Origin of the sequence: Streptomyces sp. R28 (assembly GCF_041052385.1) — a bacterium.
Classification (GTDB): Bacteria; Actinomycetota; Actinomycetes; order Streptomycetales; family Streptomycetaceae; genus Streptomyces.
This window is the reverse complement of record NZ_CP163439.1, coordinates 3,418,028-3,437,761: the sequence shown is the minus strand read 5'-3', so window position 1 is coordinate 3,437,761 and position 19,734 is coordinate 3,418,028. Positions and strand designations below refer to the sequence as shown.

The 19,734-nt window shown below is 68.6% G+C and carries 21 protein-coding genes, 3 tRNA genes and 1 pseudogene; 10 read left to right on the top strand and 15 right to left on the bottom strand.

The window, feature by feature from the left end:
• The first annotated feature begins 50 nt into the window (after positions 1 to 50).
• The 3 genes from AB5J49_RS15180 to AB5J49_RS15170 all read left to right on the top strand — a co-directional run bounded on the left by AB5J49_RS15180 (position 51) and on the right by AB5J49_RS15170 (position 457).
• Positions 51 to 123, top strand: a tRNA-Asn gene (locus AB5J49_RS15180).
• A gap of 5 nt (positions 124 to 128) precedes the next feature.
• Positions 129 to 201, top strand: a tRNA-Asn gene (locus tag AB5J49_RS15175).
• A 179-nt stretch (positions 202 to 380) separates the two neighbouring features.
• Positions 381 to 457 (top strand) — tRNA-Ile (locus tag AB5J49_RS15170).
• Positions 458 to 604: 147 nt separating this feature from the next.
• Here the strand turns inward: AB5J49_RS15170 and AB5J49_RS15165 are convergent.
• Complete coding sequence (locus AB5J49_RS15165; protein ID WP_369169160.1) at positions 605 to 883, bottom strand: hypothetical protein; 279 nt, start codon at positions 881 to 883, stop codon at positions 605 to 607.
• 153 nt (positions 884 to 1,036) lie between these two features.
• On the opposite strand from AB5J49_RS15165, the pseudogene AB5J49_RS15160 reads away from it, so the two are divergent.
• A pseudogene (locus AB5J49_RS15160) lies at positions 1,037 to 1,558 on the top strand (IS5 family transposase); the annotation flags it as partial.
• Between the two features lie 99 nt (positions 1,559 to 1,657).
• Positions 1,658 to 2,059: a hypothetical protein gene (locus AB5J49_RS15155; protein ID WP_369169159.1), complete on the top strand. Its 402-nt coding sequence runs from the start codon at positions 1,658 to 1,660 to the stop codon at positions 2,057 to 2,059.
• A 5-nt stretch (positions 2,060 to 2,064) separates the two neighbouring features.
• Here the strand turns inward: AB5J49_RS15155 and AB5J49_RS15150 are convergent.
• A protein-coding gene (locus AB5J49_RS15150) for an IS5 family transposase (RefSeq protein WP_369169158.1) occupies positions 2,065 to 2,873 on the bottom strand; the annotation gives its coding sequence in 2 pieces (ribosomal slippage) (positions 2,065 to 2,534 and positions 2,534 to 2,873; 810 coding nt in all).
• Between the two features lie 338 nt (positions 2,874 to 3,211).
• On the opposite strand from AB5J49_RS15150, the gene AB5J49_RS15145 reads away from it, so the two are divergent.
• Together AB5J49_RS15145 and AB5J49_RS15140 are read left to right on the top strand one after the other, a co-directional pair.
• A complete protein-coding gene (locus AB5J49_RS15145) occupies positions 3,212 to 3,874 on the top strand; it encodes a hypothetical protein (protein WP_369169157.1) in 663 nt (220 codons plus the stop codon).
• A 222-nt stretch (positions 3,875 to 4,096) separates the two neighbouring features.
• On the top strand, positions 4,097 to 4,360 hold the full coding sequence (locus AB5J49_RS15140) for a hypothetical protein (protein WP_369175143.1): 264 nt from the start codon (positions 4,097 to 4,099) through the stop codon (positions 4,358 to 4,360).
• A gap of 322 nt (positions 4,361 to 4,682) precedes the next feature.
• Here AB5J49_RS15140 and AB5J49_RS15135 read toward each other — a convergent pair whose 3' ends face one another.
• The 7 genes from AB5J49_RS15135 to AB5J49_RS15105 form a co-directional block, all read right to left on the bottom strand.
• Complete coding sequence (locus AB5J49_RS15135) at positions 4,683 to 4,934, bottom strand: GLEYA domain-containing protein (RefSeq protein ID WP_369169156.1); 252 nt, start codon at positions 4,932 to 4,934, stop codon at positions 4,683 to 4,685.
• Between the two features lie 246 nt (positions 4,935 to 5,180).
• The gene (locus AB5J49_RS15130; protein WP_369169155.1) at positions 5,181 to 6,782 is read right to left on the bottom strand and encodes an ISL3 family transposase; all 1,602 of its coding nucleotides are present in this window, start codon (positions 6,780 to 6,782) and stop codon (positions 5,181 to 5,183) included.
• A gap of 107 nt (positions 6,783 to 6,889) precedes the next feature.
• Positions 6,890 to 7,282, bottom strand: coding sequence for a nuclear transport factor 2 family protein (locus AB5J49_RS15125; protein ID WP_361306997.1), 393 nt, complete (start codon positions 7,280 to 7,282; stop codon positions 6,890 to 6,892).
• A 187-nt stretch (positions 7,283 to 7,469) separates the two neighbouring features.
• Entirely contained in the window at positions 7,470 to 7,640 is a 171-nt protein-coding gene (locus tag AB5J49_RS15120) for a hypothetical protein (protein ID WP_369169154.1), read from the bottom strand.
• Positions 7,641 to 7,745: 105 nt separating this feature from the next.
• Positions 7,746 to 7,937, bottom strand: a complete 192-nt coding sequence (locus tag AB5J49_RS15115; protein ID WP_369169153.1) for a hypothetical protein — start codon at positions 7,935 to 7,937, stop codon at positions 7,746 to 7,748.
• Between the two features lie 1,133 nt (positions 7,938 to 9,070).
• Positions 9,071 to 9,879, bottom strand: a protein-coding gene (locus AB5J49_RS15110) for an IS5 family transposase (RefSeq protein WP_369169152.1) whose coding sequence is annotated in 2 segments (ribosomal slippage) — positions 9,071 to 9,540 and positions 9,540 to 9,879 — 810 coding nt in all. Because the reading frame shifts where the segments join, the coding sequence is not laid out codon by codon here.
• Positions 9,880 to 9,977: 98 nt separating this feature from the next.
• The gene (locus AB5J49_RS15105; RefSeq protein ID WP_369169151.1) at positions 9,978 to 11,135 is read right to left on the bottom strand and encodes an FAD-dependent monooxygenase; all 1,158 of its coding nucleotides are present in this window, start codon (positions 11,133 to 11,135) and stop codon (positions 9,978 to 9,980) included.
• Positions 11,136 to 11,207: 72 nt separating this feature from the next.
• Between AB5J49_RS15105 and AB5J49_RS15100 the strand changes: the two genes are divergently transcribed.
• Positions 11,208 to 11,765 (top strand): TetR/AcrR family transcriptional regulator, encoded by a 558-nt coding sequence (locus tag AB5J49_RS15100; RefSeq protein ID WP_369169150.1) that lies wholly within the window; start codon positions 11,208 to 11,210, stop codon positions 11,763 to 11,765.
• Positions 11,766 to 11,871: 106 nt separating this feature from the next.
• Here AB5J49_RS15100 and AB5J49_RS15095 read toward each other — a convergent pair whose 3' ends face one another.
• The 3 genes from AB5J49_RS15095 to AB5J49_RS15085 all read right to left on the bottom strand — a co-directional run bounded on the left by AB5J49_RS15095 (position 11,872) and on the right by AB5J49_RS15085 (position 13,500).
• Complete coding sequence (locus tag AB5J49_RS15095) at positions 11,872 to 12,033, bottom strand: hypothetical protein (RefSeq protein WP_369169149.1); 162 nt, start codon at positions 12,031 to 12,033, stop codon at positions 11,872 to 11,874.
• A 279-nt stretch (positions 12,034 to 12,312) separates the two neighbouring features.
• A complete protein-coding gene (locus AB5J49_RS15090) occupies positions 12,313 to 12,447 on the bottom strand; it encodes a hypothetical protein (protein ID WP_259407475.1) in 135 nt (44 codons plus the stop codon).
• Positions 12,448 to 12,474: 27 nt separating this feature from the next.
• The gene (locus tag AB5J49_RS15085; RefSeq protein WP_057613970.1) at positions 12,475 to 13,500 is read right to left on the bottom strand and encodes a LacI family DNA-binding transcriptional regulator; all 1,026 of its coding nucleotides are present in this window, start codon (positions 13,498 to 13,500) and stop codon (positions 12,475 to 12,477) included.
• A 182-nt stretch (positions 13,501 to 13,682) separates the two neighbouring features.
• Here AB5J49_RS15085 and AB5J49_RS15080 point away from each other — a divergent pair, with 182 nt between their 5' ends.
• Entirely contained in the window at positions 13,683 to 14,465 is a 783-nt protein-coding gene (locus AB5J49_RS15080) for a TIM barrel protein (RefSeq protein WP_369175142.1), read from the top strand.
• A 50-nt stretch (positions 14,466 to 14,515) separates the two neighbouring features.
• Positions 14,516 to 15,541 carry a Gfo/Idh/MocA family oxidoreductase gene (locus AB5J49_RS15075; protein WP_369169148.1) on the top strand — a complete coding sequence of 342 codons (1,026 nt, stop codon included), beginning with the start codon at positions 14,516 to 14,518 and terminating at the stop codon, positions 15,539 to 15,541.
• Between the two features lie 1,005 nt (positions 15,542 to 16,546).
• On the opposite strand, the gene AB5J49_RS15070 is transcribed toward AB5J49_RS15075, so the two are convergent.
• From AB5J49_RS15070 to AB5J49_RS15060, 3 genes are all read right to left on the bottom strand, one after another.
• Positions 16,547 to 17,149 (bottom strand): TetR/AcrR family transcriptional regulator, encoded by a 603-nt coding sequence (locus tag AB5J49_RS15070; protein ID WP_369169147.1) that lies wholly within the window; start codon positions 17,147 to 17,149, stop codon positions 16,547 to 16,549.
• A gap of 48 nt (positions 17,150 to 17,197) precedes the next feature.
• Complete coding sequence (locus AB5J49_RS15065) at positions 17,198 to 18,193, bottom strand: NADP-dependent oxidoreductase (RefSeq protein WP_369169146.1); 996 nt, start codon at positions 18,191 to 18,193, stop codon at positions 17,198 to 17,200.
• 488 nt (positions 18,194 to 18,681) lie between these two features.
• Positions 18,682 to 19,608 (bottom strand): NADP-dependent oxidoreductase, encoded by a 927-nt coding sequence (locus AB5J49_RS15060; RefSeq protein WP_369169145.1) that lies wholly within the window; start codon positions 19,606 to 19,608, stop codon positions 18,682 to 18,684.
• Positions 19,609 to 19,734 lie beyond the last annotated feature (126 nt).

The following is a 19,734-nucleotide window of genomic DNA, read 5'->3' as shown; positions in this document are numbered from 1 at the left end:
CACGCCCTCTGGCGAATACCCAGGTAGGTGCGTTCGATGCAACGAGGCATTCCTCCGTAGCTCAATTGGCAGAGCAGCCGGCTGTTAACCGGCAGGTTACTGGTTCGAGTCCAGTCGGGGGAGCTCGGTCCTCCGTAGCTCAATTGGCAGAGCAGCCGGCTGTTAACCGGCAGGTTACTGGTTCGAGTCCAGTCGGGGGAGCATGCTGAACGAGGACCCCATCGGGGTCCTTTTTCATGTCCGTCCTCGGATCCCGGGAACCGTGCAGGTCGCGGGGGAGTCCTTCAGGGCATGCGAAGTCGACCATACGAAGCAGGAGATCGTATGAGCGGCTATGCTGCGGCAGACGGCGCGCACACATGTACGCGACACGCCGCTATGGGGCGGTAGCTCAGCCGGTTAGAGCAGCGGACTCATAATCCGTCGGCCGTGGGTTCGAGTCCCACCCGCCCCACCACTCGCTACGCGGGAAGAAACGTTCTGACCTGCGTAAACGTTGCAGCGGGGGCCGCCACTCGAAAGTGGGGCCCCCGTTCATGCGTTCAGACCAAGATCCAGTGGACACGTAGTGGACACGACGCGGGATCGGTGGACGAGAGGTGGCTCATGCCGCTTCCCGGCGCTTCCTCGGAGCCCGTCGGGCGGTCCGGGCGGCCGCCCGCGGCAGTCCAGTTGGCAACGTCCAGTCGTCCACGCCTGGTGAATCTGGCCGGGCGATCGTGAAGCGCGTGAGCGAGAAGTCCGCTCGTTGCTCCTCCGGGTAGCGGTCGTTGAAGTTCTCGACCCTGACCAACTCCAGATCGTTCGCGGTGCAGTGATCGCGCATCCACTTCACGGCTGCGTTGGCGGCGTTGTCCTGGCCCCGACCGGCCAGGGTGATCATGCCGAAGAGTTTGGAGCCGGGCTGTGGCTGTGCTCCGACAGCCCATGTGTCGCCTGACTGCCGTGCGCCGTGAGCGAAGAAGACGGCAAGGCCGTTCTGCCATGCGGTCTTGGGGATCTGTAGCGGAGTGGCCATCTCGTAGGGGATGTCACGAAGCTGGACTGGTCGCGGGCGGTGATCGACTCCTCCCACGTCAGGGCGGCCCGGCGCGGCCCAAAAGCGGACCCAGCCCCGTCGACCGCGCACGACCGGGCAGCAAGCACCACGTCCTCACCGACGGGCAGGGCATCCCGCTCGCGGTGTCGCTGACCGGCGGAAACCGTGGGCGACGTCACGCAGTTGCTGCCTCTGCCGGACAAGGTTCCGGCCGTGGCGGGCATAGTCGGCCGGCCCAGACACAGACCCGATGCTCTGCTCGCCGATCGCGGTTACGGCCACGACGAATACCGGCGCCTGCTGTGGCAGCGCGGCATCCGCCCGGTCATCGCCGAACGAGGCGTGCAACACGGTTCTGGCCTGGGCGTCTTCCGGTGGGTGGTAGAGCGCACCATCGCCTGGCTGCACGGCTTCCGCCGACTGCGGATCCGCTGGGAGCGACGCGACGACATCCACGAGGCCTTCCTCGGCCTCGCTACCTGCCTCATCACCCACCGACACGTCCAACGCCTTTGTTAGGACCCCTAACTGATCGTTTCAGAATGCCGTCCTGCGGAGACGCTGGCGGCCCATGGAAAAATCCCTTCAGCCACGGGCTCAGGGGGGGGATGACGCCGTATGGAACGGGTTGGGGATGCACGGGAGCTCGTGCTTGGTTACGTCGACGCTCTGAACGCGGTTGACGAGGCCATGAGGGTGGCGATCCCCTCGCTTGAGCGACTGGCAGATGTCCTTGGCCTGGTCCATTCGCGCCGGATCAGCCGGAGTGGGCAGGTCGGCACCTACTCCTACACGGTTCATGGGGCAGGGTGCCGCTTCGTCAGCGACAACGACACCGAGGTCGATGTCGACTTCGCAGCCGACGGGAGCGAAATTTTCGACCTCTGGCGGCTGCGCTGGTACGGGCTGAGCCTGCCGGAGCCCCTTGACGTCACGGATCAGGACCTGCGGACCGCAGTGCGGTCCCTGCAACCGCTTCTGACCGAGGTGCGACCGGGGTGGTTCAGCGTCGCCGACTGATCGCTTCAGGATGAGGTTCGCAGGCGGCGCAGGCATATGAGGCTGCAGGCCAGTTCGAGCAGGCCCTCATGCAGATCGGCGCGTCGCTCGTAGCGGATGCGCAGCCGTTTGAACTGGTGCAGCCAGGCGAAGGCACGCTCGACCACCCAGCGCACCTTGCCCAGTCCGGAACCGTGAGCGACGCCGCGTCGCGCGATCAGCGGCTTGATGCCCCGCTTCCACAGCATGCGGCGGTACTTGTCGAAGTCGTAGCCCCGGTCCGCATACAGACGCCGGGGCTTGCGGCGGGGACGTCCACGGAGACCCCGGATCGGCGGGACCGCGTCGAGTAGCGGCAGGAGCTGGGTGACATCGTGCCGGTTGCCGCCGGTGAGGGTGATAGCGAGCGGGGTTCCGTGACGATCGACGATCAGGTGGTGCTTGGAGCCGGGGCGGGCGCGGTCGACGGGTGAGGGGCCGACGTGATCCCCCCTTTGAGAGCCCGGACATGCGACCCGTCCACGGAGCAGTCGTCCAGGTCCAGCAGACCGGCACGGTGAAGCTCGGTCAGCAGGGCAGCATGCAGGCGCGGCCACACGCCGGCCTCGGTCCAGTCTCGCAGTCGGCGCCAGGCCGTCGCCCCGGAACAGCCCACCGCCTCCGCAGGAACGTCACGCCATGCGACACCCGTCCGCAGCACGTACATGACGCCGGCGAGTGCCGCTCGGTCAGGAACACGCAGCCGCCCAGGGTAGCGACGGCGCCTCTCAGGGGCGGGCGGCAGAAGCGGGGCCACCCGCTCCCACAGGTCGTCAGGAACAAGATCAGCGCGCACCCCCGACACCCTGCCGACCAAGATCGTCGAGCACAAGACCCACAGCTCAACTCATTCTGAAACGATCAGTAAGCCGGTAGCACTAGCTAAACCGGCTTGTTCTGGAGCAGCAGAACAACCGTGAGGCCCTCCCGCGGTCGGCGCCGGGCGGCGAGCACCAGGTAGGCGGTAGCACTAGGTGAACCGGGTTGTTCTGGAGGGCCAGAACAAACGGCGGCTGCACGTGCCGCTCCGGCAGGCGGGTACATCGTTCCCCTGAAGGGGAAATGCGCAGGTGGGGAGGGTGTGTCGTACCTCTTCGGTTCACTGTCATGGAAGACAGAGTCGAGGGGTGGGACATGGTTGAACTCGTGCACAACGATCCGCGCAGCTGGTTACTGCACTTCTTCAAGGCACACCAGGTGCCCAGGCAAGCGCTGGAAGGGACCGGACACGTCTACGTACTCGCGATCACAGGCGCTGTGTCGTACGTCAAGATCGGTTCCACGGCACAACCCCGTTCCCGCCTCGAGGCGTTGCGTACCGAAGCACACCGTCAAGGCGGGGCTGTCACACGACCATGGCTGTCTCCGGCCCATCCCACCTACAGGGGCACCGAAGCTCACGCGCTCAGGAACTGCCGCAGTATCTCGCCGCCGGCCACGCCGCGAAGCGAGTACTTTCCCGATCTTGAGTTCGCGACAGCGCGGCGCGAAGCCGTCAAAGCCTTCCTGGGCGTCCGTGATACCCCGCGGGTCTCGACAACGACTTCGGCCGCCGGTCTGTACCAGCCGATTCCTGGTCATGTCTGGAGTCGGCTGTCACCCAGCGTGTGGGATGAATGGGGGCGGCAGATGGACTTCTTCCGTCAGGGCAGCTACCGGAGCCGCTTCCGTAGGCGAAACAGCACGCCTTCACGTCCCAGCCACGTCCCCGAGTCCCTCCTGGACGCCTTCAGCACGGTGTTTCAACCGTCTGCACCGGTGATTCACCTGTTCTCACGGCGCACTACCGCTACGTAGGCCGGCAACCGCGAATCCGGTGTGGCACCCGTGTGCTGCCCGGCCCATGCAAATGCTGCGATGCACCCACATCACGGTCCTGCTGCCCTCCGACGACCACCACTAGGTGTCGGCGCTCGCCGAGGACAGCTGGTCCGGTACACGTAACTGCAACCACAGTGTGGCGTTGGACAGATCACAAAGAAGATGACCGTCTCATCGAACAGGAGCATCACAGTGTTCATGAAGGTTCTGGCCGGCGCGGCTTTCGCGATTGCCGCAACGACGGCCGTCGCTGTACCCGCATCGGCGGCGGACTTCGGAACCCGCAACGGCGACACCGCCATCGCGGGCGAAGCAGGCGGCATCCTCAACACCTATGGCGCTCCGCTCATCAACATCGACGGTCGCTGCTTGGTGCCGCTACCGGAAGGTGAGGGCATCGGGGGGCACGCGCTAGGCGGTCCCAAGGCCGAGTGCAACATCGCGCCCGTCGACCTGTTCTAGGCACCGCAGAAGCTGCTCTGACAGCAGCACCGAGGGGTAACGCGCGTCGGCCCCGCGATCCGCCAAGGCCGCGAGCAGCTTGAGCAGGCCGCGATGGCGCGTTCCCGGTGAATGGGCGACTTGACCAAGCAGGTGTCGGCGACCGCACCGCTGAGGAAGAGCGGCAACGAAGGCAACTCGCGGCCCGGTGGTGTGTGGCTCACAGCAGAGCCAGGTGTCCGCGAGCGGCGGCGGTCAGAGGACCGTGCCGTGCAGGGCGCGGTGGTCGCCGGACATCGCGTAGCGGCGGGCGGCGAGGCCGTGCTCGATGGACTCCGGCCGCCTACCTTCCGCTCGGGCCATAAATGTCGAGGTGGAGGTACCCCGCGCCGTTGGTGTTACCCCACAGGACGCGGATGGGGTAGTACTTGCCCGCGTTGATTTTTTTGTAGGCAGTGTGGGGCTTGTTGTCGCCATGCCAGGTGGTCGCCTGCTCTCGGCCGTCGTCGGCGACCGCGACAGGGGCGAGGGCGGCGGTGCCAAGAAAGGCGGCGGCGGCCAGGATGGTCGCGACGGCGGTGCGGGTGTGGTTCACGTGGACTTCCTTGTGGCTCGGGAGGGCGGGGCGCTCGTGCGCCCGCCGAATCGACCGGTGTCGGGACGGTGCCCGTCGTACAACAGCAGCGCAGGGCAGGGGCCACGCGGGCCCGTCCTGGTTCGCCCCATCGGGTGACTCCCGAACTCATCGATATTGATCATGTCGCAGTGACTTCCGAAGTCGTCGACAAACGACTCCCGTTCTCAGGTTCTGGCTCAGGTTGTGTGGAGCCGCGACTCTGCGTCACGACAGTAGGACGCGTTTGCGGAGGAGTTGGAAACCTGCACGGCCGAACATCTGGCGCTTGAGCATCTTGATGCGGTTGACATGGCCTTCGACGACGCCCGAGTTCCAGAGAAGGGTGAGGCCGGCAATGACGGCATCGCGGTCGCGATCGATGCCTGCGGCGAGCGTGTGGAGGCTGGGGAGGTCGTCCTGGCGGACGGCGTCGAGCCACTCGGGCAGCCGCTCGCCCTGGCGCTCGGTGACCATGGTCGCGAAGGACCGGACGTGTCCAATGAGTGCGTCGATCTCGGGGCAGTTGGCCCGGACTTTCTTCAGCTGGAGGTGATCGGTCTCGGAGAGGGCTTCCGGGCGGCGGAGGATCCATCCGGCGACGGTCCGGGGCGAGGACGGCCTGGCGGTAACGAGCCGCGGCGAGGTGCGTTTCTGGCGGAGGTAGGCGCGAACGCGCTGGTAGCTGCCCTGATAGCCGAGCGGCACAATCTCTTCCCAGAGTTTCCAGGCGTTGGTGCAGCCCTCGTTCCAGCGGTCGTCGAGGTAGGGCTTGTACTCGTCGAGGACCGAGGTCCGGGCCTGCCACCGACCGATGAAAAGGTCGTCCGGCCTGGCGGCGTCCGCGTACCGTTTGACGGTTCGGCTCGTCATGCCGAGCTGCCGCTGGATCGCGCGGCGGCTGTGCCCTGCCTCGACCAGGGCATGGATCGTCGCGTGCGTGGTCCGGGTTCGGTCGGCGAACCGGTGACCGGTCGGCCATGGCGAGCCGGACGACTCCTCTGTGGGGCCCGGCTCCGTCCCGGTCGTTTCAGGTGTCTCGGGGACCAGGACGCGCAGACATCGTCGGTGCTGGGCGATGCTCCGCTCGGCGGCCTCGCTGAGGTTGTGCCAGAGGTGCCACCGGTTCGCGACCTGCACGGCCTGCGGGGCGCCGACGGTGGCGCCCTCGGCGAAGAACGGCGCGCGATCCCGGCAGACGACCTCGATTCCGGGCCGCTGTGCCAGCCACGCGGCCAGGGTCGACGACTCCCGGTCGGGCAGCAGGTCGATGGGCCGGCGGGTTTCGACGTCCACGAGGACGGTTCCGTAGTGGCGGCCCTTGCGGGTGGCGTACTCGTCGACGCCGACCACCCGTGGAGCCGACACCTTTGGCTCGGGAAGTGCGTCGACCAGCCGCAGAACCGTGCTGCGGCTGACCGGCGCACCGACAATGCCGGCCAGGCGGGATCCGGCCCGGCCTGCGAGGGCGAGACCGATCGCGGCCAGGGTCGAGCGGAGCCGCTCGGTCTGCTGGCCGTGCCTTCGAGTCAGGCCGGATATCTGCTCGACGAACGTGCGGCGTCCGCACTCGGCGGTCCGGCAGGTGAACCGGCGGACCCGCAGCTGGAGTACGACGCTTCGTCCTGCACTCGGAACATCTGCGGGAAACCGCAGATAGGAGCCGTGAACCTGGGCGGACCACGCTCCGCAACCCGGACACGAGGCGCCGACGGCGGTGCACTGCACATCAACACGCACTATCGCGTTGTTCACGTCGACCGACAGCACCGCGACGTCCGCGATCGACGGGAACAACAACTCCTCCAGCCGGAGCAAGATCTCATCCACAGCCCCGAACTGTCGGCCCAGTCACTCCTGCCACTGCTCGTTTCGAGGCAACTTCCCGAGGTGCCGCAGGGAGTCCAGCCGTCACTCACAGTGCGGGGTGTCTGTCGCTACGACCAGAACTCGTCGTATGCCTGCTGATCAGACCAGAGGTCCCAGCCCTCGGTGATCCTTCCGTCTCGGATGTGGAAGACGATCACGTAATCCATGTCGAGCTCCTTGCCATCACGCGAGGCCGTGGCGTGGAGCAGGGCGACCGTGTGCTTGTCGTTGGCGAGCACGTCATGGAGTTGTGGGCGGTACGTGCCCCCTGAGAGCTGGAATTCCTTTTGAAACGCAGCGAACGCGGCCTCACGACCGTGGAACTCCCCGGCCAGCGGGCTCTGGCCGGGGTTATGCCACACAACATCGGGGTGGAACAGCTCCGCCAGCGCCTCCATGTCGCCTGCCGTGAAGGCGGCAAAGGTCCGATGAAACAGAGCAATGTTCGGATGATCAGTCATCACAGCCTCCTCTGGCTTCTGGCCCCGCGAACGTAACCGGAAGCCGGATGGACAGCCGCAAGGACACTGGGCCGGCCGTCCCCTCCTACCCGGTCGGGCGCAACGGGAGCCGTGGCGACGTCCGACGCCTTCGCGCCTCTGGCTGGACAAAGATGCTCTCGTTCGAGGCGTCGGTGGCGCACTGTCACTAACCACAGAAGTTGAGCCAGAACCCGTTCTCAAGCTCGCCGATCGCGTGCGTGTTGGCGGCGAGGTCGTCGACGACGCGGCGCAGCGCGGCGAGCGCGGGATCCGCCGGCTGATCGGCGGGCGGCGGAGGCGGGGTAGTGCGTACGTCGCGGACTGCCTGGCGGACCACGGCTCGGACGGCGTCGGGTTCGAGGGCCTGGAGGCCGGTGGGCGAGCATGGCGAGTCGGCGGGTGATCATCTCCGCGACGTCGCCAGTACGGCCGGAGACGGCGATCAGGGCGCGCTGGGACAGGCCGTAGTCCGGCCGCGGTTGCCGGGTCGTTGCGTGCGAGACATCTCGGTGCCGGCGTTGACCGCGCCGTGGATCGCGGCCAGGGCGCGGGCGACGTCGAGCAGCCGGTACGCCTGCGCGCGGCTGATGCCGAACTCCGCTTGGCAGTACGACTCCCATGAGGTGAAGCCCAAGAGCTGCCAGACGCGGGCGGCGAGTGCGTCGCGGAGCGGCGGACGTTGTCCATCGCCTCGCGCAGCCCGGCTGTCATCTCCCGTGCGCGGGCCGCGCTGAGCGGCGGCCGCGCCGGTTTGGCGACGTGCTCTCCCGCCGAAGTTTGTGGTGAGGGGATGGGGTGGGGAGGGCGACAGTTGGGTACGGACGCTGCGCTATCAGCCCTCTGACAGCGCGTATGGGGTACGCGGCTCAAGTTCAACCAGACCCAATGGACCTGCGCACACCATTGCAGAAAGAAGCTGCGAATAGGCGGCTCGTTGAGCAAACTTCATCGCCAGCGGCCCAAAGGCCGTGTCCGTGGAGAGTCTCTGTCATTAAGGCGTGATGGGGCGGCCGCGTCGGGAAGGGGGATTGCGTGCGAAACAGCAGGCAGCGGCAGGCGAGGTTGCGTCTGGCGCGTCAGCAGCCGAGACCGGATCGGGTGACGGTTAGAGGCCAACGGCGGGAGGAACCGCAACCCAAGTGGTGGCGCCGGATCGACTGGGTCAAGGTAGGAACGATCGCTGCGGTCTTCGTAGGTGTAGGGAGTTTGTTGGTCACCGGTGTCGCGACCTACTACGGCGCCTTGGTGGCAAGAGACCAGCTCGGACAGTCGCGAGAGGATGCCGAGCGGGAACAACACCAGCAGGCATCACGCGTTGCGTATTGGATTGAGAACCAGCGACTGCACATCAGGAACAGGTCAGCAGATCCCGTCAGTAGAGTATGGATCACCTTCGGCGTGTTTGCGCCTGACATCCCCGAGAAATCAAGCTGGGTGATCATCTCTGCGGATACCCGTTCTCTGCCACCGTGTTCCGACATTGTCGTAACGCAAGAACAGATGCGATACGAGAGCAGAAGGTCGCACAAGTGGAACAAGCTGGCAGGTCACGAGATCGCGATCGGTGTAGTCGGCCTCATGTTCGATGATCGAAATGGCTTGACCTGGACGAGATCTGATGGCGAGCTCCGCCGAGGCAACGATCGCTCGATTAAGTACACCGCCAAGTCCATTCATGAGCCGTTACGCGGGAGCATTGATCCTGCCCCCTCCGTGAAGACGGCCCCATCCTGCGAGGACAACAACGGAACGGCCTAACTGATCGTTTCAGAATGAGGTTCGTAGGCGACGGAGGCATATGAGGCTGCAGGCCAGTTCGAGCAGGCCCTGGTGGAGGTCGGCGCGTCGTTCGTAGCGAATGCGGAGTCGTTTGAACTGGTGCAGCCAGGCGAAGGCGCGTTCGACAACCCAGCGCACTTTGCCCAAGCCGGAACCGTGGGCTACGCCGCGTCGGGCGATCATGGGTTTGATGCCGCGCTTCCACAGCAGGCGGCGGTACTTGTTGAAGTCGTAGCCCCGGTCGGCGTACAGACGCCGGGGTTTGCTGCGGGGGCGTCCCCGGAGTCCCCGAATCGATGGGATGGCATCCAGTAGTGGCAGGAGCTGGGTGACGTCGTGTCGGTTGCCGCCCGTGAGCGTAACGGCGAGCGGGGTTCCGTGGTGGTCGACGATCAGGTGGTGCTTGGAGCCGGGACGGGCGCGGTCAACGGGTGAGGGGCCGACAAGATCCCCCCTTTGAGGGCCCGGACGTGAGATCCGTCCACGGAGCAGTCGTCCAGGCCCAACAGGCCCCCGCGGCGAAGCTCGGTCAGCAACGCGGCGTGCAGGCGCGGCCAAACGCCGGCCTCGGTCCAGTCCCGCAGTCGACGCCAAGCCGTCACACCGGAGCAGCCCACGGACTCCGTCGGAACGTCGCGCCAGGCGACACCGGTTCGCAGCACGTACATCACGCCGGCGAATGTCACTCGATCGGGAACGCGCAGGCGCCCGGGGTGGCGACGGCGCCGTTCGGGAGTGGGCGGCAGCAGCGGGACCACGCGCTCCCACAAATCGTCCGGAACAAGATCAGCACGCACCCGGACACCTTGCCCACCGTGACCGCCAACGGCAAGACCCGCCGCTCGACTTGGCGCCCAGAGGGTTTCTGGTCATGAGGTGGCGGGCACGAGCTGGATCAGTTCAGCGACGGCGGGACCCAGGCGTGATGACGCAGGATCATACGTGTGGCGACCCGGGATGGTGTCAGTCGCATCGCCGTATTCCGCAGGGTGATGGCCAGTGGGTGGGAAAGCTGGTGGCCCATTCTGCCGGCCTGCCGGGCAGCCCGTGCGACGGCCTGGCTGCGGGGCCGGCGCTCGGCGTCGTAGCGCGCGAGTGCGGCCTCAACGGTGGACTCGGTGCCGAGGGCGGCGGCGAGGGTGACCGCGTCCTCCAGTGCCTGGCAGGCACCCTGTCCGAGGCTGGGGGCCATCGCATGGGCCGCGTCGCCGAGCAGCGCGATCCGACCGACCGCGTATGAGGGAAGCGGCGTGCGCAGTTCGTTCACATCGTGATGCAACACGGCCTCGGGCCGGGTCGCGTCGAGTAGGGCGGGGATCGGGTCGTGCCAGATGTGGAACCGTCGGCGCAGTTCGGCCAGCGGGTCGGCGAACCGCGTGCCGGCGGGGTGGCTGAGGACGGCGTGCCACTCGGCCCGCCCGTCCCGGAAGGCGATGTGCCCGAACTCCGCGCCGCAGCCCCAGGTCAGCTCGAAGTCGGCCCGCAGATGGACCGCGTGCTCGGTGATGGCGCGCAGCACCGTCGAGCCGCTGTAGACCGGGCCGGGATGGTCTGGGAAGAGACGGCTGCGGATTTTGCTGCCGATGCCGTCGGCCGCGACCACCAGATCGGCGTTCAGGACCGCGGCGTCGCAGTCGACTTGAACCGTCCCAGGGCCGGTCTGCTGGACCCCGGCCGCCTCCGAGCCGATCACCAGAGATTCGGCGGGCAGGGAGTCGCGGAGCAGTCGGTGCAGGGCGGAGCGGGGGATGCCCATGATCGGTGTGCCCACCGCCTTCTCCAGCGCCGAGCCGTCCATCCGGGCCAGCCTGCCGCCCCGGGGCGTCCGCGTGCCGCCGCTGTACTGGCCCTGCGATGCATCCCGAACCGCCGCGCCGACACCGAGTTCGTCCAGCGCCCGCAGGCCGTTGGCGGCCAGTGAGATGCCTGCCCCTGCGTCCTCAAGCATGGACGCGCGCTCGAGGACCGTCACGCCCCATCCGATGCGGTCCAGACCGATCGCGGCGGCCAGCCCGCCGATGCCCCCTCCGACCACCACTGCCGTGTTCCCCATGCCGGAGCCCCCTTCTTCTACATCTGTAGAAGCGCACCTTATCCCGAGTCTCTACGGGTGTAGAAAGGGGCCATGGCTTCGGACCGGCGCACTTTTCTGGCAGACGCGGCTCTCGACGTGCTCGTCGACGAAGGGATACGCGGCCTGACCCATCGCGCCGTCGACCGGAAATCCGCCATGCCGCTCGGCACCACCTCGGCCTACTTCCGCACCCGTGCCGCGCTGCTGACCGGACTCGTAACCCGCCTGGTCGAACTCGACCAGGCGGAACTTCAAACGATGGCCGAAGAGCTTCCACCCCTGCGCACCGTCGAGGAGCTGGTGGACGGCATGGTGCTGCTCACCCGGCAGCGACTCACCGGCGAGGGGCGCCGCCGCTCGCTCGCCCGCCATGCCTGCGCCGTCGAGAGCGTGCGCGACTCGGAGCTGCGGGAGATCCTCGTGCCCCGCGAGAACGCCGGCCGCGAGGCCGTTCGGCTGTTCCTCACCACGCACGGCGTCACGGATGTCGAGAACCGCACTCACACTCTGTTGACCTGTATCGACGGACTGGTCTTCGACCGGCTGGTGAACGGCGGCGAAGTACCGCGCGAGGCTCTCGACGGCCTGGTCGCCGCCGCGCTGCGTTAGGACCCAGGCGCTCACGGTCCTGCTCGAACCGGCCGACAGCCTCAGCCCCTCCGCCGCCTGCGAACCTCATTCTGAAACGATCAGTAAGACGAGGAAGGCGGGGTGCTCAGCGGCGGGCCAGCTGTGCGGCGTAGGAGGCGTGCTCTCCGGTGGTGATGCGCCGCCAGGTGTCCGCGGTGGTCTGGCAGACGCCGAGCAGGCGGCGCGGGTGCCGGTGATCGCACAGCTGGTGCAGGCCGACGAGGACACCGTCCGGGATGTGATCCACGCGTTCAGCAGGTCCTGGGGATCGTCGTCCAGTCGCCCCCTCACAACCGCAGCCTGATCCAACCCGGCGAACCTACGCGGTCACAGCATTAGATCGCTGCCGTTGCGGCTCCGTAGGGCGACACGGCCGTCGGCCCACCGGCCGGCCAGGGCGCGGTAACCGTCCCACTTCTGTTATGCGCTGTTGAGCTGTCCGCGGGATATCGTCCGGCGCCATGTCGATCACTGGATGGCGGGTGAAGTGCACCCGCCATCCAGTGATCGACATGGCGGGCGCACTTCACTCGCCGAGCTGATGTGGCCGCGGGATGCGTGTGCCCGAGGTGCAGCCGTTCCTGATCAGGCCGGTCGGCATGTACGACGTCGAGTCGAACCGGTACTTCTCGGTGTGGCCGGCGTCGTCGCCGTGGAACACACAGGCCGCGCACCCCGGGATCTGCCTTCAGCGGGGCGGGGCGGACGTTCCCCGGACGACAAGACGGGGGGTGATGACTTGTTCCCCGGCGGGGATCTCCGCGCCCTCCAGGCGTGCGACGGCCCGGCCGACGGCGAGCCCGGCGAGGCGTGCGATGTCCTGTCCGACGGTGGTGAGGTCGATGTGGGCCAGGCGGGCCAGATGGCTGTCGTCGAACCCGACGACGGAGATGTCGCCGGGGACCGCGACGCCGGAGCGGAGGAAGAGGTCGAGTACGCCGGTCGCGCAGCGGTCGTTGAAGGCCAGTACGGCGGTGGGGCGCGGGCGGGTGGCCGACAGGGTTCGGGCGGCCTCGGCGCCTTCCTCCTCAGTGAGACCGCCGGGGAGAATGCGGATGTGTTCGCCCAGGCCGTGGCGGTTCATGGCGGTGCGGTAGCCGCGGCGCCGGTCGGCTGCGCCCGGTGCCCGGCCGCCGTCGATGTGGGCGATGTCGCGGTGGCCCAGAGCGACGAGGTGGTCCACCGCCTGGCCGGCTCCCTCGTCGTCGGCGGTCCGTACGACCTCCAGGCCCGGGACGGACGGCCGCAGCCGGCGGGCCACGGAGACGACCGGCAGTTGCCCGGCGAGTTCCGCCAGCCGCGCGGCGGGGGCCTGCGGGCCGAGCAGGATCAGCGCCTCGCAGCGGTCGTCGAGCAGTGTCTCGACGGCGCGCTGCTCGCCGCGCCCGGCGGCCACGGCACTCAGCGCGATCTGGTACCCGGCCGGTTCGGCCGCCGCGTAGATGCCCTCCACCAGGTCGGAGTGGAACGGATGCTGGAGGCCGAACTGCACCCCGAGCAGATGGGAGCGGTGGCTGCGGAGCAGCCGGGCCCGGGCGTCGGGTCGGTAACCGATCTCCCGCGCGGCCTGAAGGACGCGCTCGCGGGTGGCCTCGCCGGCCCCCTTCGCGCCGCGCATCACGATGGAGACCAGCGCCGTGGACACCCCTGCCCGTGACGCCACGTCGGCGAGCGTCGGTCGCTTTCCGTTGGGGACCGCTGGGGTCGCCGGCAACCTGTCCTCCCTGGTCGGAGTCGTCTCCTACGGAGTCGACTATAGAACGTTCTAGCTTTCACGGGCCACCGGAGCCTTGACAGGGGAGGGCGACAGCTGGCGTACTGCTGCTCCACGGAGTTCTAGAACGTTCTAGTTCCTTGAACGTTCTAGTCCGAAGTCGCGGAGAGAGGTACGTGGCGATGTACACACTGGCGGCCTGCGCCGAGATGGTCTTCCTGGATCTGCCGATCGACGAGCGGGCACGGCGCATCCACGACGCCGGTTTCCAGGTCGAGATCTGGGACTGGACCCGGCACGACCTTGCCGCTCTGGCCCGGACCCCGGCCGACTTCTCCTCCATGACCGGCTACATCCGCGGCAGTCTGACCGACGAGGAGGGCGCGGCCGAACTCCTGAGCACCGCCGAGGAGTCGCTCAAGGCGGCCGAGCAACTGGGCTGCCCTCGCCTGAACCTGCACGGCACCGGACTGGACGGCCAGGGCCTGCCGGTGGTGCCGGTGACCGGCGAGGCCACCGGAGAGATGTGGATCGCCGCCCACCGCACGCTCACCCGCCTCGCCGAGCTGGGCGAGAGCGCCGGGGTCGTCTTCACCCTGGAGAACCTCAACACCGCCGTCGACCACCCCGGGGGGCCGTTCGCGACGGCCGCCGACACCCTGGCCCTGGTCGCGGCCGTGGACCGGCCCGGGCTGCGGATGAATCTGGACCTCTACCACGCCCAGATCGGCGAGGGGAATCTGATCGAGCTGGTCCGCAGGGCCCATGCCCTGGGCCTGATCGGCGAGATCCAGGTGGCCGACGTCCCCGGCCGCCGCGAACCCGGAACCGGGGAGATCAACTACCCCGCCGTCGCCCGCGCCCTGGCGGGCCTCGGCTACGAGGGCACGGTCGCGATGGAGGCGTGGGCCTCCAGCGACAGCGAGCTCGCTCTGGAGCGCTTCCGCTCCGCCTTCACCGTCTGACTGTTTCCACTTCCTGTACCTACCCTGACGACGACGTACGGAGCACCCGCATGACCACCCAGCAGCCTCTCGCCGTCGGCCTCCTCGGCGCCGGACGGATGGGTTCGTTCCACGCCGAGACCCTCGCCCACCGCCTCCCGGGCGTCCGGCTCGTCGCCATCGCCGACCCCACCCCGGGCGCCGCGCGGAGCCTGGGCGACCGGCTCGGCTGCGCCACCGCCTACACGGACATCGGTGAACTGCTCGCCGACCCGCACATCGACGCGGTGGTGATCGCCACCCCGGCCCGTACCCACGCCGACCTGGTCGAGGCGGGCGCCAAGGCGGGCAAGGCGGTCTACTGCGAGAAGCCGATGGCGGTCACCCTCGCCGAGGCCGACCGCGCCATCGCGGCCGCCGCGGATGCGGGCGTGCCCCTCCAGGTGGGCTTCAACCGCCGCTACGACGCGGGCTTCAGGGCCGCCCACGAGAAGATCGCCGCCGGCGCCATCGGCACACCGCAGCTGTTGCGCTCGCTCACCCGCGACCCCGTTCTGGCCGACCCGGCCCGCATACCGCCGTGGACGATCTTCCTGGAGACCCTCATCCATGACTTCGACGTCCTGCGCCACCTCAATCCCGGTGCCGAACCCGTCGAGGTCTTCGCCATGGCGGACGCCCTGATCCGCCCCGACTTCAAGGACCGCGGCCTGCTCGACACCGCCGTCGTCACCGTCCGCTTCGACAACGGCGCCCTCGCCACCGCCGAGGCCAGCTTCCAGGCCGTCTACGGCTACGACGTACGCGCCGAGGTCCTCGGCTCGGCCGGGATGCTCACCATGGGCGACGTCCGCCGCACCCACCTGACCGCATACGGCCCGGACGGCGTCGCCGCCGAGTGCGTCACCTACGACCAGCACCTCTTCCACGACGCCTATGTGGCCGAACTCGCCGACTTCACCGACAGCGTCCGCACCGAGCGCACCCCCTCCGCCACCGGCGAGGACGCACGCGCTGCCCTGGCCATCGCCCTCGCCGCCGTCCAGTCCGTCACCACCGGCGGTCCCGTCCGCGTCGACAAGCTCCAAGACCTGTGAAGCACGGGTCTTCGGCCGCAGCGCGGACCCCGGCGCCGCGTGACAAGTACGGGGTGACGGCCAGGTCAGTCCAACATGCGACACCCCCGCTGCTCGAGTGCGGCGGGGGTGTCGGTGACTACGTAGCTCGCCGTCCAGCGCGGTCGCGTCCGGCAGCTGCACGGCCCCGGCCACGACCTCTGGAAACGACGGCCTCATCTCGGTGCCGTGCCTGGAGCGCAGCACCACCTGGCCCGCGTCGAGGGAGATGAGAGCCCGAAATCCGTCCCACTTGGGTTATGCGCTGTTGAGCTGTCCACGGACTATCGTCCAGCGTCATGTCGATCACCGGTTGGCGAGCACGGGAGTTCAGCTCCCTGTTGGCCGATCTCGGTGAGGGGTTGGATGATCTGGGGGTGCCCGAGGGGCAGCCGTTCCTGATCAGTCCGGCGGGCGGGTACGACGTGGCGCTGAACCGGTATTTCTCGGTGTGGCCGGCGTCTTCGCCGTGGAACACCCAGGCCGCCCATGTCCGGGACCTGCGCACGTACTTCGACTTCCTGTGGTTCGCGCGAGGCAGGCGGGACTGGCGTGATGCGCCCATGGACGACCGGGCGGCGTTCGAGTGGTGGGGCGGTCACCTGCGACTGCCATGTCTGCCGGCAGCCCTACGAGCGCCCCGACCTGGCCGCCTGCGCCACGCACGACGCGGTAGGACGGCATCATCGCGTCGAAGGCGCCCTTGAACTGCTGAATCGACCCACAAAGCCCTGCCCGCACCACGCGTGCCTCGACCCGGAATCCTGGGGACAGGGACTGTGCGACGGGGACTCGACGCCACGTAGGCAGGCAGTCTCCGAAGACCCAGCAGCACGCGGTGGCGGTAGCCCTCCGGCCGGCCGCCCCAGCCGTCCAGTCATGCCGGTATGGCAGCAACGGCCGGATGACCTGCCATTTGGGGATTCGAGCCATGCCGCAGCCGAGGACTGCCCAGATGGTCGCCTGGGCCTGAGGCTGGGCCGCGCTTCAGCGAGGCAGCAGGACGTCGACCTGCCCCCGGATGTCCTGCACGATCTCCTCGACGCTCAAGGCGATGTTCACGCTCGCCGCCATGCTGAGGAACATCACGGCGGACACGATGTGTGCCAGCGTCGCGGCGTCGCCCTCTGCCACCCGCTCGTCTCGGCGCAGCACGGCGGCGACGGCCTCCTCGGTTTGCGCGACGATGGCCAGTGCCGCGCCGTGCCGGGGCTCCTCGGGGTCGCCGAAGACCATCTCTCGCAGGTAGGTGCGTCCGTTGTCGATCTGGGTGCGGTTGCACTCGACGATCGGCCGGACGATCGCCAGCACCGCGTCCAGCACGCCCGGGACGGCCTCGGCGTCCGCCCGGCCCTGCTCAAGTGCTTCGGCGTACTTGGCGTTCTGGACAAGGAGGAGGAGTTCGCCCTTGGTCTTGGCATAAAGGAACAGGGTCCCGGTGCCGATGTCGGCCTTGTCCGCGATCTGCTGGGTCGTGACCTCATCGACGCCGTGTTCGGCGAACAGCTCACTGGCGGCAGCGACGATGCGGTCGAGTTTCTCCTGCTTGTTCCGCTCGCGCCGTCCGACCGACTGGGAGGCGACAGGCATGGGTGGTGTCCTCGTGCGTTCTGTGTCGCCCGTCGCGGTTGCGGCGGGTCAGCTGCTGCCGATGACGGCCTTGCCGCGGATGCCACCCTGGGACAGGGACTGCAGCGCCTGCGGGGTCTGGTCGAAGCCGACCACCTTTCCCACGACCGGACGCACCACGCCCTCGTCGATGAGGGTGGTGATCTGGCGGAGCTGATCGCCGCTGGCGCGCATGAGCATGAACTCATACGTCACGCCGAGCTTCTTCGCCTGCTTGCGGATCTTGCGGCTCAGGGCGGCGACGCCCAGGCGCAGCAGCGGGTTCAGGCCGGCCTCGCGCGCGAAAGTGGGCTCCGGGGGACCAGCGATCTCGATGGCTTTGCCGCCGGGCTTGAGCACCCGCAGGGACTTCTCGAGAGTCTCCCCACCGAGGCTGTCCAACACCAGGTCGTAGCCGGTCAGGAGCTGCTCGAAGTCCTGGTTGCGGTAATCGATCACCGTGTCCGCGCCGAGCGCGTGCACGAAGTCCGCGTTGGAAGCGCTGGCGGTCGTGGCGACGTGCGCACCGAGGTGCGCGGCGAGCTGGATCGCGATCGAACCGACCCCGCCGGCCCCGGCGTGGATGAGAACCTTCTGCCCGGGCCGCACCTTCCCGCGCTCCACCAGCGCCTGCCACGCCGTGAGCGCCACCAGCGGCAGCGAGCCCGCCTCATTCATGCTGATCGAGGCGGGCTTGAGCGCCAGGTCGCCCTCCGCGACGGCGATGCGTTCGGCGAAGGTGCCGATGCGGTCCTGGTCGGGCCGACCGTAGACCTCGTCTCCGGGCTTGAAGCCGCGAACCGCCCTCCCGACGCTGATGACAGTGCCCGCGACATCGTTGCCCAGGATCAGCGGCAGCTTGTAGGGCAGGATCTGCTTCAACTCACCGGCGCGGATCTTCTCATCCAGCTGATTCAGCCCGGCAGCCTCCACTCGAACGAGCACGTCGTGCTCCCCGACGGTGGGTTCGGGGACGTCCGCCTCCTGCAGCGGCTCCTTGTACTTGGTGATGACGAACGCTCGCATGGGGCGCCACTCCTTAGTCTTCATCCTGTTTATTCGGGCGTGAGGCCAGATCAGCCAATTCGGCGTGACATCTGGGGCCTCACCTCACTCCATCAACCCGAGTGCACTCAATTATGAGCCTACTCAGGATTATTTTCAACCGAGGGCGTCCTGGGCCCGCAACGCAACCCTCCCCGGTGCCACATACCGGCCGCGTGCACCCGCCGGCAGCAGCGGGCCCCGGCCACCACCGAAGACACCCCTCCGGCGCGAGCCGCGGCCCTGTCTCCGCCCCCGTGCGAGCCGCCGCCCCGGCCGTCACCGAAGCGCCCCCGCGAGCCGCAGCCCCGCCCCCTCCGAAGCCCCGAGCCGCAGTTCCGTCCAGTCCGGCCGTGCCCCCAGGTCCGCCCCGTCCCGTTCGGCCGCGCCTGGAGCCCCGGGACCGGTCGGTCCCGGGGCTCCGGTCCCGCTCCACCTGCCCGCAGCCGACCCGGCCGGGGCGGCCGGCGTCAGGCGACGCTCAGGACGATCTTCCCGGTGGTGCGGCCCTGTTCGCCGATCTCGTGCGCCTTCGCGGCCTCGGCCAGCGGGACGACGGTCTCGACCACGGGCGTGAGCGCGCCCCGCTCGGCCAGGGCGGCGATCTCGCGCAGACCCAGGTGGTCGGGCTCGACCAGCATCCACACCGCCCGCACGTGGTCGGGCACGTCGGCGGGGACGTCGTCGGGGCCGGGCAGGGTGATCAGCCGGCCGCCCGGGCGCAGCACCGTCAGGGACCGCTCGGCGTTCTGGCCGCCAAGCCCGTCCAGCACCACGTCCACGTCCCCGACGGCGTCCTCGAAGCGGACCGTGCGGTAGTCGATCACCTCGTCCGCGCCCAGCTGCCGCAGCAGGTCGTGCTTGCCGGCGCTGGCCGTGCCGATGACGTACGCGCCGCGGGCCTTGGCGATCTGCACGGCCAGGTGGCCGACCCCGCCGGCCGCCGCGTGCACCAGCACCCGCTCACCGGCGCGCACCCCGGCGGTGTCCACCAGGGCCTGCCAGGCGGTCAGCGCGGCCAGCGGCAGCGCCGCCGCCTGCACGTGGGTGAGGTTCGCCGGCTTGGGCGCGAGGTGGCGGGCCGGGGCGACGACGTACTCGGCGTAGGCGCCGGCCTGCCGCGGGAACAGCGGCATGCCGTACACATCGTCCCCGGGGCGGAACATCCCCACGCCCGGTCCGACGGCCTCCACGGTGCCGGAGACGTCCCAGCCGACCGCCGGGACCTCGCCCCACTCGATCAGGGCCCCGCTGGCCCGGGTCTTGAAGTCCACCGGGTTCACACCGGCCGCGTGGACCCGCACCAGGACCTCGTTCAGTCCCGGCTCGGGCCGGGCGACCTCACGCTCCACGAGCACTTCCGGTCCGCCCCACTGCTCCACGACCACCGCACGCATGCTGTCCGCCTCACTCTTTTCCGTCTTGATCGGATACCGGCCGCCCGGGCCCTTCCCGGCGCGACGCAGTCCACGATCCGGCACCCGCCCCCACCATGGTGTTGGCCGTCTGGCCACTATGTGACA

Coding starts and splice junctions, on each gene's coding strand:
- AB5J49_RS15165 (WP_369169160.1), bottom strand. CDS start 883: ATGATCACCCTGGCCGGTCGGGGCCAGGACAACGCCGCCAACGCAGCC.
- AB5J49_RS15155 (WP_369169159.1), top strand. CDS start 1,658: ATGGAACGGGTTGGGGATGCACGGGAGCTCGTGCTTGGTTACGTCGAC.
- AB5J49_RS15145 (WP_369169157.1), top strand. CDS start 3,212: ATGGTTGAACTCGTGCACAACGATCCGCGCAGCTGGTTACTGCACTTC.
- AB5J49_RS15140 (WP_369175143.1), top strand. CDS start 4,097: ATGAAGGTTCTGGCCGGCGCGGCTTTCGCGATTGCCGCAACGACGGCC.
- AB5J49_RS15125 (WP_361306997.1), bottom strand. CDS start 7,282: ATGACTGATCATCCGAACATTGCTCTGTTTCATCGGACCTTTGCCGCC.
- AB5J49_RS15105 (WP_369169151.1), bottom strand. CDS start 11,135: ATGGGGAACACGGCAGTGGTGGTCGGAGGGGGCATCGGCGGGCTGGCC.
- AB5J49_RS15100 (WP_369169150.1), top strand. CDS start 11,208: ATGGCTTCGGACCGGCGCACTTTTCTGGCAGACGCGGCTCTCGACGTG.
- AB5J49_RS15080 (WP_369175142.1), top strand. CDS start 13,683: ATGTACACACTGGCGGCCTGCGCCGAGATGGTCTTCCTGGATCTGCCG.
- AB5J49_RS15075 (WP_369169148.1), top strand. CDS start 14,516: ATGACCACCCAGCAGCCTCTCGCCGTCGGCCTCCTCGGCGCCGGACGG.
- AB5J49_RS15070 (WP_369169147.1), bottom strand. CDS start 17,149: ATGCCTGTCGCCTCCCAGTCGGTCGGACGGCGCGAGCGGAACAAGCAG.
- AB5J49_RS15065 (WP_369169146.1), bottom strand. CDS start 18,193: ATGCGAGCGTTCGTCATCACCAAGTACAAGGAGCCGCTGCAGGAGGCG.
- AB5J49_RS15060 (WP_369169145.1), bottom strand. CDS start 19,608: ATGCGTGCGGTGGTCGTGGAGCAGTGGGGCGGACCGGAAGTGCTCGTG.